Source organism: Phocoenobacter uteri (assembly GCF_900454895.1).
Taxonomy (GTDB): Bacteria; Pseudomonadota; Gammaproteobacteria; order Enterobacterales; family Pasteurellaceae; genus Phocoenobacter; species Phocoenobacter uteri.
The window spans coordinates 596189-610969 of sequence record NZ_UGTA01000001.1; the positions used below are offsets into that span (position 1 = coordinate 596189).

Here is a 14781-nt window from a genome sequence, read left to right on the forward strand (position 1 = left end):
AATAAAACTTTGCAAAATTGTTAAAAAACATGACCGCTTATATTTGTATTTTCTCAATTAACTGTGTTACGCTCAGTTGAAAAATTAACAATTAAAGGACAAAAAATGATTAATTATGGTAAAAGATAATGTAAGGTACTATTTGAGTTGATATATTCTATAATGGATTGATTAGATTCGCTATTTTTTACAGTAGATTGTAGGATTTCCTTATTTATCTAATACTTTAAATATCGAAGTATGGAATGGTATTATTCTGTAAAAAACTTGCAAATTTTGATCGTTATCTGACCTCTTAATTTTTATTTAATAAATTTATTCTACATTTGGATATCGTCATTGCATTATTCTTTCTAAAACCAAAATTGAAGTTAAGCAGATAGCAAAAATAGCTATATGATATAAAGGTACTAAACTGAGTTTTTTGTTATTGATAAAAGTACCTATCCAACCAATAATACAAGAAATGGGATATAAAAGTACAAAGTAGCATAGTAAATAAGCACATTGAGAATAAATATCTTGCTTAGTTGGTGAGGCTAATATCATTACTGCTCCAAATAAAATATAAGGATAAGGAAATAAAATAAGCACGCTAGTTATACTATTGATAAGCACATAATCATTCTTTTTCATTTTTATTCCCCTTATATGATCACTTTTATGCAATAATGAATAGTATAATTTATAGCAGTAATTTTGACTATCTTTTAAGAATAAAGGACAAAAAATGATTAAAAGTGTGATTCATATTGGTATTACAGTGAGCGATCTTGAAAAATCAGTGGCATTTTACCGTGACGTTTTAGGCTTAAAATATCTTGGTTCAATGACAATGCAAGGCAAAGAAACAGACTTGCTGTTTAATCAGCAAAATTGTGTGGTAAAAGTGGCATATTTGAATGGCAGTGATGAATTAAATGCACCGCCGATTGAGTTACTTCAATTTGTTTCTCCGAGCTGTAAAATCGACAGAGCAACTCTCACCAAAACCAGTATTTCCGAAGTTTGCTTTGCGGTTGAGGATATTGAACAAAGCTATCAGCGATTAAAAGCCCAGAATGTTGAATTTTTATCTGAACCGCAATTTTTTGATTTTTCAGCGGATGGGTTTGGAAAAAGTAAAGCAGTATATTTTAAAGATCCTGATGGGATCATTTTAGAATTATTACAAGAAGTCGAGTAGTGTAATAAAGCGGTCATATTTTATGAAAAATTTGCAAATGTTAGTAAAAATATGACCGCTTCATCATTCTATTTATGGCTGATTTTTTGAAAAAAGTTTTTGTCTAGATTGATGGTTCATCAGCATTATTTGCACATATTTTGCTGTAAATGCAACAAAAGTACCGATAGAAATAAAGGCGTAAATAATGGTGAAAATCTTACTAACATCTGTGGTTGGAGTAAGATCGCCATATCCAATAGTTGCCATTGTCATCACTGAAAAATATAACGCATCAATAATTGACCAGCCTTCTATTGTCGTATAAAAAATATTCGCACCAATAAGCAATAGAATAATAAAAACGAAGAGAAATTGAAATTCTTTATCCGTTTTAAATCCCTGGAAAAGTATTTTGAATAATAAAATCATGACTATCTTACTCTTTATGTATAACAAATACTGTTATTAGCATTGAGAAAATAGGCACTAAAATATAGCGCCTATACAGAAACTATTTAATGTAATTTAACCGCTTTGCCCTGAAAATAAACTGCTGTCGGTTTCACATCTTTAATCTTATATACGTCCATTTTCATTAAATTAGACGGCAACACCATAAAATCAGCAGATTTTCCCACTTCAAGTGACCCCGTTTTATCCGCAATATTCATCGCTTTGGCGTTGTTGATGGTGTAACCCTTAATCATATCAGCAACGCTGATTCTATCATCGGCTTGACCAAAAACAGGGGTATCTTTACCAAGTTCAGGTTCTTGACGAGTTGCACCCATTTGAATACCCATAAATGGATTAGCTCGGTATTCTTGCGGTTTAGAAACGACATCACTAGAAAAACCAACGCTTGCTCCTGCTTTTAATACCGAACCTGCAGGCTGGTTGTGTGAATAACGCTCTGGACCTAAAGCAACATCAGAACCTTTAAAGGTTGTGCCACCGAACCAATGTGGTGTGAAGTTTGCGTGTACACCTAATTCCTTAAAACGTTTCATATCATCAGGATTTACAACTTCCATATGTGATAAAGTCATCTCAACAGGTAGTTTTTTACCGTATTCTTTTTGGGCTTTTTCATAAGCGTTTAATGCGGTTCTTACTGCACGATCACCTACAGAATGCAAATGCAAATTCATTTTATGTGGAGCCATTTCTAATAATAAGTTTTTTAACTCGTCTTCGCTATAAAGCATACCCCCTTTATTGCCTTTTTCGTTGGCAAAATCTTCTAATAAAGCCCCCGTATTGATTTCATTTACACCGTCAAAATGAATTTTAATGGTGTTAAACGTCAATAAATCACTACTATATTGCTTTCTGTAATCAAGAACAGTTTTAACCGCATCTTTTAATTGATCAGGCATATATAAATGGTGACTTGCATCATAACGAACTGGTAATTTTCCTGTTTTATCAAGTAACTGAATAGCTTTGATAATCGTTAATTCATTATTAAAATTACCCGCGTCCATTATTGATGATACCCCTTTTTTAGCTAAGAAATTAAGGTAATTTTCAATCGCTGGAGCGAGTAGCGCGGGATCAATTTGTGGCATAACCGTCGTTAAATAAGGCATTAATACAAATTCTTTTACCCAGCCTGTTTTACGTCCGTTTTTATCTTTCACAAAAAAGGATAAATTTTCTTTTAAATCAGGGGTATTTTCATCAATACCAAAAGCATTAAATGCAGCGGTATTTAACCAGTAACTATGCCCACTGCTATCAAGTAAAATTACGACAGTATTTGGAAAAATATCATCAATTTCTTTTCTATCAGGACCTTCTACGCCCCATAGTGGATTTGACCAAGTTCCCACCATTAAGAAAGGTAAGTTTGGGTTTTCTTTGGCAATTTGGCGTAAATAAGCGTAGGTGTCTTCTTTTGAGGTATCAGGGAGTTGATATTTTGCTAATTCGCCATTACTTGATGTCACCGCAACCATCCCCGGGTGAGCGTGGCTATCAATAAATGAAGGAATAACAAATTTTCCTTGTAAATCATCGATTTTGGTATTTTTACCAATAAATTTGACCGCTTCGTCATTGCTTCCAACAAAAACAATTTTACCATTATCAATCGCCATTGCCTCAGCCTGTGGTTGTTTAGCGTTTTCAGTGACAATATCGCCGTTTTTGAAGACCATATCGGCGGGATCGACAGCGAATGCCATTTGTGTTGCAACACTTGCAACTAATAGGGTTAATAGGGATTTTTTCATTGTTTTTACCTCATAGTTTTAAAATGATATGGTGATATTATCGTTTATGACCTTCTCTTTCGGTGGTTTATTGTTTGTTTTACCTTGTAAAAATGAAGTCAATGCATTTAAGTCTTTTGCGGTTAATTCAGGTGTTCTCCATTGGGTTGTATGTCCACCATAAAATAGCGTATTTTCATTCGTCATCGCTTGTAACTTGCTCAGTGATTGTTGATAGGCACTCAGACTAGATGTTGGCATTTGTTCAGACGCAAGTAATGTTCCTTTATAGAAAAAATCACCTGTAAAAACGATGTTGTTTTCTTTATCGAATAAACTAATAGAGTTGCTAGTATGTCCTGTTGTATTTACTACGGTAAGGGAGCGATCGCCTAACTCTAATACTTCATTATCAGTCAATAAAGCACTATAAGTGATTTTTGGGGTATCTCTTCCTTCTACCCAGCCTAAGAAATCATCATCAGTAGGGGTTAAGGTGTTATTCACAACCTCCTCATTCTCTACTTGAATTTTGGCAAGTCTTATATCTAAGTTTTTATATTTATCAAAATTTCCGATATGATCAAAATGTAAATGGCTCGGAATAATGATCAATGGTAAGTCAGTAATCGATTTTACTACACGCAAAATATCTTCATTACCCACACCTGTATCAAAAAGAACAGCTTTGTTTTTACCTAAAATAAGATAGTTAATATTTTGCTGCCAATATCTTGGCTCACCAATCGCAAGGGTATTTTTGTTAATATATTGCACACTATAATAATCATCAAACCAACTTACTCCTTTTGGTAAGGTCAGTTTATCTTTGTCGTGCAGCCCAAAACTGCCACTTGTCACATAAGCAACGATCTCTTTTTGATATATTTTGGCAACACTAAAAGTAATCAGTATTAGACTAATCAAAACCAGTATGATTTTTTTACATTTTGTGAATTTCACCATAAGCTCTCAATTGAATTAAATAGATTGATTTTGTTGATAGGCAAGAAATTCTTTTTCAAAAAAATAAGCAAATTTTGATATAGTCTTTTCAAGCTGTTGGCATTCTTCTTCGCCAATGTGTTGTAAAACTTGCTCTTCCATTGCTAAAATAGGTTGCAGTGTATTATCCGCAAAAATTTTGCCTTTCTTAGTAAAAGAAACCAATTTCTCTTTGTTATTTCGACCTTGTGAAAACTCAACATATTGATCATCAAAGAGTTTTTTAATAATGGTATTTACGCTTTGTTTCGGTAATCCCCATTCTTCAACAATTTGTTTTTGTGTACAAACTTGATAATGTCGTAATGCACCCAGTACCATCGTTGTGTTATAAGTCAACCCCTGTGATTTTGCACATTCGTAATAGAGTTTGGTAATTTTGCCAAGATGAATGCCAATTTTATCCATTTGTTTGCGGTAGTTCATTGTATTCCTATTTAATTAAGAGTCCTATTTTGTACCATTATAGTACGAAATGAGACTATGTCAAACGGAGATAATGTGTGAGAATACCATCAAATTAAAAAAGATATTTTTAGGGAAGTATTTTTGAATAAAATATAATCGATCGCATTTCATTCAAAATTTGCAAAAAGATTTTATTCTGTTAGCATCGCACACTTCTTTTTTCGTTTAAATCATAAACAAAAATATAAGGGAATATGATGAAAAATATATCACTTCAAAAAGTGGGTTATATAACTGCGTTAACTTACACCGTGTTGATTGGTGTGGGTATGTACACTTCATTCTATATCAATGGAATAAGTTATGAAGATCCTAAAATGGTGGAAACATTGTGGGGATTTGAAATCATTATGACGGCTTTGGTTATTGGTGCAGCGATTCGATTTTTTTCTTGGAAGGATCTTGGTTTTACGGCACTCAATACAAAGCAGTTATTGTGGTTAGTGCCAATGTTCATCGTGATCCTACTGATGGGATTTGATATTGTTGAATTTGTGATGAATCACGATATTAGTTCGGAGAAATGGTCTTTATTTGCCCTGATTGGTTTTACTACATTTTTAGTAGGATTCTCAGAAGAATTATTGTATAGAGGGATTATTCTAGGGGCATTTATTAAACAAAATCGACTTATTGCAGGTGTTTTTACAAGTGCGATTATTTTTTCTCTATTACATTCAATGAACATTTTAGGCGGACTTACATTTTCAGCAATGGTTATTCAACTGCTAATGACATTTATTGCAGGATTGTTTTTTGCTCTATTACGAATCAAGGCTGTAAGCATTATACCTCTTATGATTTTTCACTGGCTTTGGGATTTTTTTCTGATTGCTGGTGGTTTGCTCGGCGTGGGAAAACAAACGAGTCTTTATTTTGTGGCATTTGAAATTCTATTTGTCATTATTATGCTGCCTCTGCTGATTTTTAATAACAAATCATTTATTAAATAAGGAGACTAGAATGTCGAATATTATTTTCAAAAAAAGGGAAGCGGGAATTCCATTTAGCTCACAAAACAGACTGATTATTATCCCGTTGATTTTATCTCTTATAATGGTGATTTTTGCACCATTGTTCATTGGGGCATCAATGATGCTTATCTTTTCACCTTCGGGAACAAGTTTAATTTCTGTTTATTCAACTTCAGAAATGATTTTAACCGTATTATTCACACTCTTTATTTTTACAAAGGTAAGTAAAGTTAGTCTTACGGATTTAGGGTTAAAAACAACTGGTGCATTTTCAAAAATTGTAATAGGTATAGTGTGTGGGTTTCTCGCTATTAGTATTGTGGCATTTGTTATCAATATGCTTGGTGGAGTAACCACAGAATATCATTTTCAACCTCAATATTTGAAAACATTATTGCTCGGTTTAGTCTTTTTTGCTTTTCAAGGTACTTATGAAGAATTGGTTTATAGAAGTTATCTAATGACGCATTTTTCAAAAGCGATGGGCATTAAATGGTCTATTGTAATGACAAGTATCTTATTTACAGGATTACATGTATTAAATCCAGGAATGACCCTAATGCCAGTGATTAACTTAATGATTGCGAGTGTTGTTTTTTCATTGATTTATTACAAATCGGGAAGTTTGTGGCTTGTTGGTTTTGCTCATGGAATATGGAATTATTCACAAGGCTTTATTTATGGTTCTTTGGTGTCAGGTAATCCAATTGATGAAACAATTTTCCGCTCCTTGCCTCTGTCTGGAAATGATTTTATTTCAGGGGGCTCATTTGGTTTTGAAGGGGGAATTGTGACAACGGTGGTTGGGCTTATTTTGATTACTACTTTAATCATTTTGCCTTCTAAACAAGTAAAATTATAAATAAAGTAGAAGCGGTCTGATTTTGAGCTTTTTTGCAAATTGTGATAAAAATTTGACCGCTTATATTAGTTTGAAGAATCTTTGTATTTTTTCCTTCTTTTTTATCTTCTTTTTTCATCTTTTTGATCTTAATGTATTATCTAATTTGATTTTGTAATAAGCCTGACAAAGCTTAAATGTTTCAAAAAGATAATAAAAACGCATCTGAATTTTCATTAGCATACTATCCTATTCCCTCTGTCGTATATATTTTCTTCAAAATTATCCATAAAAGTCCATTTTTGATAAAAATTAAGCGGTCATTTTTATTTAAAAATTTACAAATTTTTAGTTTTTTGATTATTTTTAAGACGCATTCTTTTTTGTTTTTGAGTACTTGTGATTTTTTTAACAATAAAATTGTGATCTAAGTCACACTTTTGCAATCACATAGAATTTTTTATTTTAATTTTAAATTATAATTCCGCTCAGTTATTTTTTAGTTAATTTTTAAAGAGGTCTAAATGTTAGCACTGTCAAATAAGAATGTTCAGCTTAATGCAGCCGTAGATAATAAGGCGGATGCAATTCGCCTTGTAGCATTAGGTTTAACGCAAAATGGGAATGTAAAAGCAGATTATGAAGCAGGAATGCTTGCTCGTGAAACTCAAACTTCAACTTACTTAGGTAATGGTATTGCGATTCCACACGGAACATTAAACACACGCCATTTAGTTGAAAATACAGGCGTTCAAGTTTGTCAATTTCCAAAAGGTGTCGATTGGGGTGAGGGCAACATTGCTTATGTGGTTATTGGGATTGCTGCAAAATCTGATGAGCATTTAACATTATTACGCCAGCTTACTGCGATTTTAGGCGATGATAAAGCAACAGAACAGTTGGCAAAAACACAGGATATTGAAGAGTTTATTGCAATTTTAAGCGGTAAAAAGCAATTACCTGTTACTGCGGAAAGTTTAATCTCTTTAAATACAGAAACAGCAAGTTTATTGACATTGTCTGCCTTAAATGCTGAAAAATTACAACAACAAGGCTATGTAGAGCAGGCATTTGTGGGTGAACTTTTAGAAAGCACGCTGTTGAAACTAGCAGATAATTTATTCATCAATGATGCAAAATCAGGTAATCAAGCGAATGGTATCGCAGTTGCTCGTGCAACAGCGGGTCAAACCGTTGTTACTATTGCAAATGCTGATGAAACGATGAATGCTCAGTTAGAAAAATTATTAAATAAAGAGGTTCAACAAACCTTAGTTTCAGGTTCGGTGGCTGATGTTGTGGCATTATTTGTTGAACAGAAATCGGTTGTAGAAGAAGCTGGTGTAGCAGAAGGGCTTGAAGCAACATTTGAAGTGTTAAATGAACACGGTTTACACGCTCGTCCAAGTGCAGTGTTAGTGAATGAAGTGAAAAAATATGATGCCGAAATTTTGGTACAAAATTTAGATAGAGATACCCCGCTTGTGAAAGCAAAAAGCTTGATGAAAGTGGTGAGTTTAGGTGTTCAAAAAGGGCATAAATTACGTTTTGTTGCCACAGGTAATGAAGCTCAAAAAGCATTAGACGGTATCGGTCTTGCTATTCAATCTAAATTAGGGGAATAAGATGTCGCAAGCATTGCGTATTTTAACGGTTACGCTGAATCCTGCTTTTGATCTTGTTGGACGAGTGCCACGTATTGAGATTGGTGAAGTAAATACGGTGGAAACATTAGGACTTTATCCAGCGGGTAAAGGAATCAATGTTGCCAAAGTATTAGCGGATTTAGATGTGGATTTAAGCGTATCTGGTTTTCTTGGAAAAGATAATCAAGGGGATTTTGTGCAACTTTTTGAGCAAAATAAACTTGATGATCAATTCCAACGTATTGATGGCAAAACGAGAATTAACGTTAAAATCACAGAAACAGAAAACGATGTCACAGATCTTAATTTTCTCGGTTTCAATGTGTCTGAACAAGATTGGCAGACTTTTGTGGATCATTCTCAACAATGGCATACACAATTTGATCTTGTTGCCGTTTGTGGTTCGCTACCACGAGGAATTAGTGCCGAGCAGTTTGCTGATTGGTTAAAATCATTGAAAAATCAAGGCTTAAAAGTGGTGTTAGACAGCAGTAATGCGGCTTTAACAGCAGGGTTAAAAGCAAGCCCTTGGTTGGTTAAACCAAATCACAGAGAATTAGAAACGTGGATCGGACGTAAATTGAACAGCATTGATGAAATTATTGACGCAGCCAAAGAATTACAAGCCCAAGATATTGAGAATGTGATTATCTCAATGGGGGCTGAAGGTTCAATTTGGCTAAGCAAAGACGCTATTTTGCAAGCTCAGCCACCACGCTGTGAAAATGTGGTGAGTACCGTTGGGGCTGGCGACTCAATGGTTGCAGGATTGATTTACGGATTAACGAAAGGATTTGAACAAGCACATACGTTAGCTTTTGCGAGTGCAACCTCTGCGTTGGCAGTATCTCAAAGCAATGTGGGTGTAAGCGATAAAGCACAATTAGAAACGATTTTACAACAAGTAAAAATATCTCAATTATAACAATTTATTATTAAAACAAGGACTTCAAAATGAAATTATCATTTATCTTACCAAGTGATCTAGGAAAGTCTCGTGCTTTTTTAGTAGAAAAAGTGCTTTCTACCACAGCACAACAGCAAGGACATAGCGTTGTGTCGGCAGCAGAGGCAGAGCGTGTTGTATTATTTAATGACCAAGTGCCAGCTGAAGCCGCAGGTAAACAAGGTTGTATCTTAAATTTAGATGAAGCGTTTAATCAGCCTGAACAAGCGATTGCACAAGCGGTTAATTCTTCACAAGTTTTTGCAAAAGCGACCACAACGACATCAACAAATGTGGTTAAAAATATTGTTGCAGTAACAGCTTGCCCAACAGGGGTAGCACATACCTTTATGTCTGCTGAGGCAGTAGAAAAATATGGTAAATCACAAGGATGGAACATCAAAGTTGAAACTCGTGGTCAAGTAGGTACAGGCAATGCCATTACTGCAGAAGAAATTGCTGCGGCGGATCTTGTGTTTGTTGCTGCTGATATTGATGTGGATTTATCGCAATTTAAAGGTAAACCAATGTACCGCACTTCAACTGGTGCAGCATTGAAAAAAACTGCAGAAGAATTTGATAAAGCATTTAAAGAAGCAACCATTTATGAAGGTAAAGCAGAAGTTTCAAATCGCTTCCAGAAAAAAGAACGTAAAGGTGCATATAAACACTTAATGACAGGGGTATCACATATGTTACCTGTGGTTGTTGCAGGTGGTTTATTGATCGCTATTTCATTTATGTTTGGTATTGAAGCCTTTAAAGATCCGAATATCGCTTACGGCTTACCGAAAGCGTTAATGGATATCGGTGGTGGTGCAGCATTCCACTTAATGATCGCGGTATTTGCAGGTTATGTTGCATTTTCTATTGCAGACCGTCCAGGACTTGCTGTTGGTTTAGTTGGCGGTATGTTAGCAACTACAGCGGGAGCTGGGATTTTAGGTGGTATTATCGCTGGTTTCCTTGCTGGTTATATTGTGAAATTCTTAAATGATAATATCAACTTACCAGCAAGTATGAGTGCGTTAAAACCAATCTTGATTTTACCTCTACTTGGTACAGCAATCGTTGGTTTAATTATGGTGTACTTAATTAACCCACCTGTTGCAGGCATTATGGAATCGTTAAAAGCGTGGTTAACCACAATGAGTGGCACAAATGCGATTTTATTAGGTGCTATTCTTGGTGGAATGATGTGTGTTGATATGGGCGGTCCTGTAAACAAAGCTGCTTATACTTTCTCTGTGGGTATGATTACTTCTCAGGTTTATACACCAATCGCAGCAGTAATGGCAGCAGGTATGGTTCCACCAATTGCAATGACTATCGCAACTTTAATCGCACCGAAAAAATTTGATAATAGCGAAAAAGAAGCAGGTAAAGCATCATTCGTATTAGGTTTATGCTTTATTTCAGAAGGTGCATTACCATTTGTGGCAGCTGACCCATTCCGTGTAATCGGAACATCAATCGTAGGTGGAGCAGTGGCTGGTGCGTTATCAATGATGTTATCTATCGAACTTCAAGCACCACACGGTGGTTTATTTGTAATCCCATTTGTATCAGCTCCATTACTATACATTGGTATTATTGCGTTAGGTAGTGCAATCACAGGTGTTTCTTACGCATTACTTAAAAAAGCAGAATAATCTTAATTTTAAGTTAAATAATATTTAACTTAAAATGGAATAAAGGTGCTTAAAAGGCACCTTTATTTTTACGAGTCTTGATAAAAAGTTACTTTTTTCAAAAAATTTCCCCTTTTCATTACCATTATTGTACAATAACAGCCATTTTTTATAATACACAGAATAATGAATAACCCTATGCAAAATGAATTGGCACAGACACTTCCAGAACTGATTGATTGGACAAAATCACGCGAATTTTCTCTTTCCTTATCCACTGATCGATTAGCCTTCCTTTTGGCTATTTCCATTTATAGTAATGAGCAATCTGTTGATGGCGAATTGCTTGAAAGTGATTTAGTTGATTTATTTCGTTATGTCTCTACCAGTTTTGAACAAGCAGAAAACACGCTGATACAACGTGCCAATAATGCAATCAATGATTTAGTTAAACAACGCTTTTTAAACCGTTTCAGTAGCGATTTTACCGAAGGTTTGTCTATTTATCGTTTAACGCCCTTAGGTGTTGGGATTGCCGATTATTATGTGCGTCAAAGAGAATTTTCAACCTTACGCCTTTCTATCCAGCTCTCTATTGTAGCGAATGAAATTGAACGAGCGTCAAATGCAGCCGAAAAAGACGGCGATGAACGTTTCTGGCGTAGTGAAGTGTTTGCTCCTTTAAAATATTCTGTTGCGGAGATTTTTGACAGTATCGATCTTTCTCAGCGTGTAATGGACGAAAATCAGCAACAAATTCGTGATCGTATTGCACAATTATTAAGTCAAAATTGGCACGAGGCGATTTCAAGTTGTGAGCAATTATTAGATGAAACATCGGTCAGCTTACGAGAATTACAAGATACCTTAAACGCCGCTGGGGATAAATTACAATCCCAATTATTGCGTATTCAAAGCTGTTTAATCGGACGTGATGATTTAGACTTTGTGGATAGCTTGATTGTCAATTTACAAAATAAATTAGACCGCATTATTAGTTGGGGACAGCAATCTATCGATCTTTGGATCGGTTACGATCGCCACGTGCATAAATTTATTCGAACAGCGATTGATATGGATAAAAATCGTGTATTTGGGCAACGTTTACGCAAATCTATTCAAGGCTATTTTGACGATCCGTGGATGTTATATTTTGCCAAAGCAGAATCAATGCTCGATCTACGTGATGACGAACTCGCCTTTAATGAAGCGGATGCCGTAGGCGAATTACCGACAGAATTAGAATATGAATCCCTTTCTGATGTGCAAGAGCAAATTATTGAACTAATGCAAGCTCATTTAATGCTTTATCGAGAGCAAGGTAAGCGGTTAGATTTAAGTGAAATTTTACGAGATCAACTTGCTAAATACCCTGAAAGCCGCCATTTTGATGTGGCTCGAATTATCGTGGATCAAGCTGTTAAATTAGGTATGGCAAGCGAAGACAGACAAGCAGTCTATCCACAATGGCAAGCCATCAATAATCAAGGTGCAGAAGTGCAAGCGAATATAATTGACGAATATAAAAATTAGCAAATAACGTAGAAACAGGGAATGCCCTGTTTTTGCGAAATAATAAATAATATGCTATATTCAAAAAGCGTTTATTCCATAATCAAAAGAGGTAACAAAATGAGTAAATTAGACGAAAAATTTGAGTTATATAGCAAAACATTAGTTGAAAAATGTAATGTAACACCTGATGATGAATTGCTAAAAGCTGTAATTAAAGCAATGGGGCCTTCAATCTACAATGCGGATGGCGAAATTGTAGCGATGAGTGACAAAGATGAAGTAACCACCTTAAAAGAAAATTTTGTTAAGAAAAAATTAGGTTTAACCGATGATGCTGAAGTTGATCAAATCGTTGAAAAAGCGTTTGAAATTATTGGCAAATCAAACCCAAGAAAATATCGTGCAGTAGTATGTTATTTAATGGTTGTTGAATTAGGAAAAGAAGCATTATTTAAGTAGGTTATCCAAAAAGTAGTATATTAAATGCTACTTTTTATACGTTATGAAGCGGTCATATTTTTGTAAAAATTTGCAAAAATATGACCGCTTCTGTTTTTGTGATCAAATTGAAAAAGAATACCAAAAAAACACGAAATTTTAGTGCGTTTTTGGTATTATATACTGGAAAGTAATGCGTATAGATATAGGTTAATAATAATGATTAAAATTAGTAGCTAGATTTTTATCTACTCATATTTATTTAAGGAGCATGTATGAATTTATCTATTTCAGAGAAATTAACTTACTCAACAGTAAGAATAGAGTGTGAATTAAAAGATCGTTCTCTAAGTACTGGTACTGGGTTCTTTTTTAACTTTCAAGAAAATGATGATGAAAGTTTTATACCTGTTCTTATTACAAATCGACATGTTATTAAAGATGCTTTAAAAGGTCGTTTTACTATTACAAAATCAGATGAGAAAAATAATCCACTAGATGAGGAACACTTGACTGTAGAACTTGGTAGTTTTGAATCAAAATGGATTTTACATCCTGATGAAAATGTTGATTTATGTGCAATGTTAATTGCTCCACTAATACATCAATTGAAAGATAAACAAGAATATTTATTTTTTATTCCTTTAACTAAAGAGTTGTTACCAACTACAGAACAGCTTAAGGAGTTTACAGCGTTAGAAGAAGTATTAATGATCGGATATCCTAATGGTATATGGGATTTTATAAATAATAAACCAATTTTGAGAAAAGGTTCTACAGCAACACATCCAGTACTTGATTATAATGGGAATAAAGAAATTATGATTGATATAGCTGCTTTTCCAGGATCTAGTGGTTCTCCAGTTCTTATTGTTAATGAAAATAGCTATAGAGATAGATCAGGTTCTCTTTATTTGGGAAAAAGTAGAATTATCTTGTTAGGTATATTATATGCTGGGCCACAGTTTACAGTAACTGGAGATATTGAAATGTCATCTACTTTGAATAGACCGATGGCAGTTTCAAGAATTCCTAATAATTTAGGATTAATCATAAAGTCAGAAAGAATTCTTGAGTTAGAAGAAACGGTATTTGAATATATTCGTACAAAAATCTAAAGATTTAATTTTATAATGTATTGATGTAGAAGAGTAAAAAATATTTTTTTATATATAATTTTTTTAAGGTAAAGAGAACCATAATGACACAAAACATAGAAGACGTAATTTCAACCAAGTTAGCAATCGCGATTGCTAATCCTATTTTTCCTGAATTAGACAGTCAGTTGCGAGCAGGACGACATATTAGTATTGATTTGTTAGATCAACACGCTTTTTTAATGGATTATCAAGCAGAGTTAGAGCAATTTTATCGCCGTTATAATGTGGAGTTGATCCGAGCTCCAGAAGGCTTTTTCTATTTACGTCCGAAAGCGACGACGTTGATTGCACGTAGTGTGATGAGTGAAATGGAAATGTTGGTGGGTAAGGTGCTTTGTTATCTTTATTTAAGCCCTGAACGTTTGGCACAGCAAGGGATTTTTAGTTTTGATGACGTTTATGAAGAGTTACTGAACCTTGCTGATGAAACAAAATTATTAAAAACAATTAACCCTCGTTCAACGGGTTCGGATTTAGATAAGGCAAAATTGCTGGAAAAAGTGAGTGGTGCGTTGCGTCGTTTGGCTCGTATTGGAATGATTACGCGTGTTGGCGATCAGAATTTGAAAAAATTTGTGATTTCAGAATCAGTGTTCCGTTTTGGTGCTGATGTTCGTAGTGGTGATGATCCACGAGAAGCACAACTTCGCTTAATTCGTGACGGAGAAGGGACAACACCCCAAGAGTTAAAAAAACAAGCGGTTGTTTTTGATCAAGAAAATGCAGATGATGATCAATTAGATGAAACAGAACAAGAGAGCGATAAGGAATAA

15 protein-coding genes are annotated in these 14781 nt (G+C 34.5%); 10 read left to right on the forward strand and 5 right to left on the reverse strand.

What is annotated here, in order from left to right:
* Positions 1–336 precede the first annotated feature (336 nt).
* Positions 337–636 carry a hypothetical protein gene (locus DYE60_RS02555; protein WP_115315073.1) on the reverse strand — a complete coding sequence of 100 codons (300 nt, stop codon included), beginning with the start codon at positions 634–636 and terminating at the stop codon, positions 337–339.
* Positions 637–730: 94 nt separating this feature from the next.
* Here DYE60_RS02555 and DYE60_RS02560 point away from each other — a divergent pair, with 94 nt between their 5' ends.
* Positions 731–1186, forward strand: coding sequence for a VOC family protein (locus tag DYE60_RS02560; protein WP_115315074.1), 456 nt, complete (start codon positions 731–733; stop codon positions 1184–1186).
* A 72-nt stretch (positions 1187–1258) separates the two neighbouring features.
* Here the strand turns inward: DYE60_RS02560 and DYE60_RS02565 are convergent, their stop codons facing one another.
* The 4 genes from DYE60_RS02565 to DYE60_RS02580 form a co-directional block, all read right to left on the reverse strand.
* On the reverse strand, positions 1259–1597 hold the full coding sequence (locus tag DYE60_RS02565; RefSeq protein WP_115315075.1) for a potassium channel family protein: 339 nt from the start codon (positions 1595–1597) through the stop codon (positions 1259–1261).
* A gap of 86 nt (positions 1598–1683) precedes the next feature.
* Positions 1684–3405: an amidohydrolase gene (locus DYE60_RS02570; protein ID WP_115315076.1), complete on the reverse strand. Its 1722-nt coding sequence runs from the start codon at positions 3403–3405 to the stop codon at positions 1684–1686.
* A gap of 18 nt (positions 3406–3423) precedes the next feature.
* Positions 3424–4350, reverse strand: a complete 927-nt coding sequence (locus tag DYE60_RS02575; protein ID WP_115315077.1) for an MBL fold metallo-hydrolase — start codon at positions 4348–4350, stop codon at positions 3424–3426.
* A 15-nt stretch (positions 4351–4365) separates the two neighbouring features.
* The gene (locus tag DYE60_RS02580; RefSeq protein ID WP_115315078.1) at positions 4366–4815 is read right to left on the reverse strand and encodes a MarR family winged helix-turn-helix transcriptional regulator; all 450 of its coding nucleotides are present in this window, start codon (positions 4813–4815) and stop codon (positions 4366–4368) included.
* Between the two features lie 239 nt (positions 4816–5054).
* On the opposite strand from DYE60_RS02580, the gene DYE60_RS02585 reads away from it, so the two are divergent.
* The 9 genes from DYE60_RS02585 (at position 5055) to mukE (ending at position 14781) form a co-directional block, all read left to right on the forward strand.
* Positions 5055–5810: a CPBP family intramembrane glutamic endopeptidase gene (locus tag DYE60_RS02585; protein ID WP_172460350.1), complete on the forward strand. Its 756-nt coding sequence runs from the start codon at positions 5055–5057 to the stop codon at positions 5808–5810.
* 10 nt (positions 5811–5820) lie between these two features.
* On the forward strand, positions 5821–6693 hold the full coding sequence (locus tag DYE60_RS02590) for a CPBP family intramembrane glutamic endopeptidase (RefSeq protein WP_115315080.1): 873 nt from the start codon (positions 5821–5823) through the stop codon (positions 6691–6693).
* Between the two features lie 503 nt (positions 6694–7196).
* Positions 7197–8297, forward strand: coding sequence for a fused PTS fructose transporter subunit IIA/HPr protein (fruB, locus tag DYE60_RS02595; RefSeq protein ID WP_115315081.1), 1101 nt, complete (start codon positions 7197–7199; stop codon positions 8295–8297).
* 1 nt (position 8298) lies between these two features.
* Positions 8299–9243 (forward strand): 1-phosphofructokinase, encoded by a 945-nt coding sequence (gene fruK / locus DYE60_RS02600; protein ID WP_115315082.1) that lies wholly within the window; start codon positions 8299–8301, stop codon positions 9241–9243.
* Between the two features lie 29 nt (positions 9244–9272).
* Positions 9273–10916 carry a fructose-specific PTS transporter subunit EIIC gene (locus tag DYE60_RS02605; RefSeq protein ID WP_115315083.1) on the forward strand — a complete coding sequence of 548 codons (1644 nt, stop codon included), beginning with the start codon at positions 9273–9275 and terminating at the stop codon, positions 10914–10916.
* Between the two features lie 177 nt (positions 10917–11093).
* Positions 11094–12428: a chromosome partition protein MukF gene (gene mukF, locus DYE60_RS02610; RefSeq protein WP_115315084.1), complete on the forward strand. Its 1335-nt coding sequence runs from the start codon at positions 11094–11096 to the stop codon at positions 12426–12428.
* 99 nt (positions 12429–12527) lie between these two features.
* Complete coding sequence (locus DYE60_RS02615; RefSeq protein WP_115315085.1) at positions 12528–12869, forward strand: DUF2853 family protein; 342 nt, start codon at positions 12528–12530, stop codon at positions 12867–12869.
* 254 nt (positions 12870–13123) lie between these two features.
* A complete protein-coding gene (locus DYE60_RS02620; RefSeq protein ID WP_115315086.1) occupies positions 13124–13966 on the forward strand; it encodes a S1 family peptidase in 843 nt (280 codons plus the stop codon).
* Between the two features lie 83 nt (positions 13967–14049).
* A complete protein-coding gene (gene mukE / locus DYE60_RS02625) occupies positions 14050–14781 on the forward strand; it encodes a chromosome partition protein MukE (RefSeq protein WP_115315087.1) in 732 nt (243 codons plus the stop codon).

Coding starts and splice junctions, on each gene's coding strand:
- DYE60_RS02575 (WP_115315077.1), bottom strand. CDS start 4,350: ATGGTGAAATTCACAAAATGTAAAAAAATCATACTGGTTTTGATTAGT.
- DYE60_RS02560 (WP_115315074.1), top strand. CDS start 731: ATGATTAAAAGTGTGATTCATATTGGTATTACAGTGAGCGATCTTGAA.
- DYE60_RS02585 (WP_172460350.1), top strand. CDS start 5,055: ATGAAAAATATATCACTTCAAAAAGTGGGTTATATAACTGCGTTAACT.
- DYE60_RS02615 (WP_115315085.1), top strand. CDS start 12,528: ATGAGTAAATTAGACGAAAAATTTGAGTTATATAGCAAAACATTAGTT.
- DYE60_RS02570 (WP_115315076.1), bottom strand. CDS start 3,405: ATGAAAAAATCCCTATTAACCCTATTAGTTGCAAGTGTTGCAACACAA.
- DYE60_RS02620 (WP_115315086.1), top strand. CDS start 13,124: ATGAATTTATCTATTTCAGAGAAATTAACTTACTCAACAGTAAGAATA.
- mukF (WP_115315084.1), top strand. CDS start 11,094: ATGCAAAATGAATTGGCACAGACACTTCCAGAACTGATTGATTGGACA.
- DYE60_RS02565 (WP_115315075.1), bottom strand. CDS start 1,597: ATGATTTTATTATTCAAAATACTTTTCCAGGGATTTAAAACGGATAAA.
- fruK (WP_115315082.1), top strand. CDS start 8,299: ATGTCGCAAGCATTGCGTATTTTAACGGTTACGCTGAATCCTGCTTTT.
- DYE60_RS02590 (WP_115315080.1), top strand. CDS start 5,821: ATGTCGAATATTATTTTCAAAAAAAGGGAAGCGGGAATTCCATTTAGC.
- DYE60_RS02605 (WP_115315083.1), top strand. CDS start 9,273: ATGAAATTATCATTTATCTTACCAAGTGATCTAGGAAAGTCTCGTGCT.
- DYE60_RS02580 (WP_115315078.1), bottom strand. CDS start 4,815: ATGAACTACCGCAAACAAATGGATAAAATTGGCATTCATCTTGGCAAA.
- DYE60_RS02555 (WP_115315073.1), bottom strand. CDS start 636: ATGAAAAAGAATGATTATGTGCTTATCAATAGTATAACTAGCGTGCTT.
- mukE (WP_115315087.1), top strand. CDS start 14,050: ATGACACAAAACATAGAAGACGTAATTTCAACCAAGTTAGCAATCGCG.
- fruB (WP_115315081.1), top strand. CDS start 7,197: ATGTTAGCACTGTCAAATAAGAATGTTCAGCTTAATGCAGCCGTAGAT.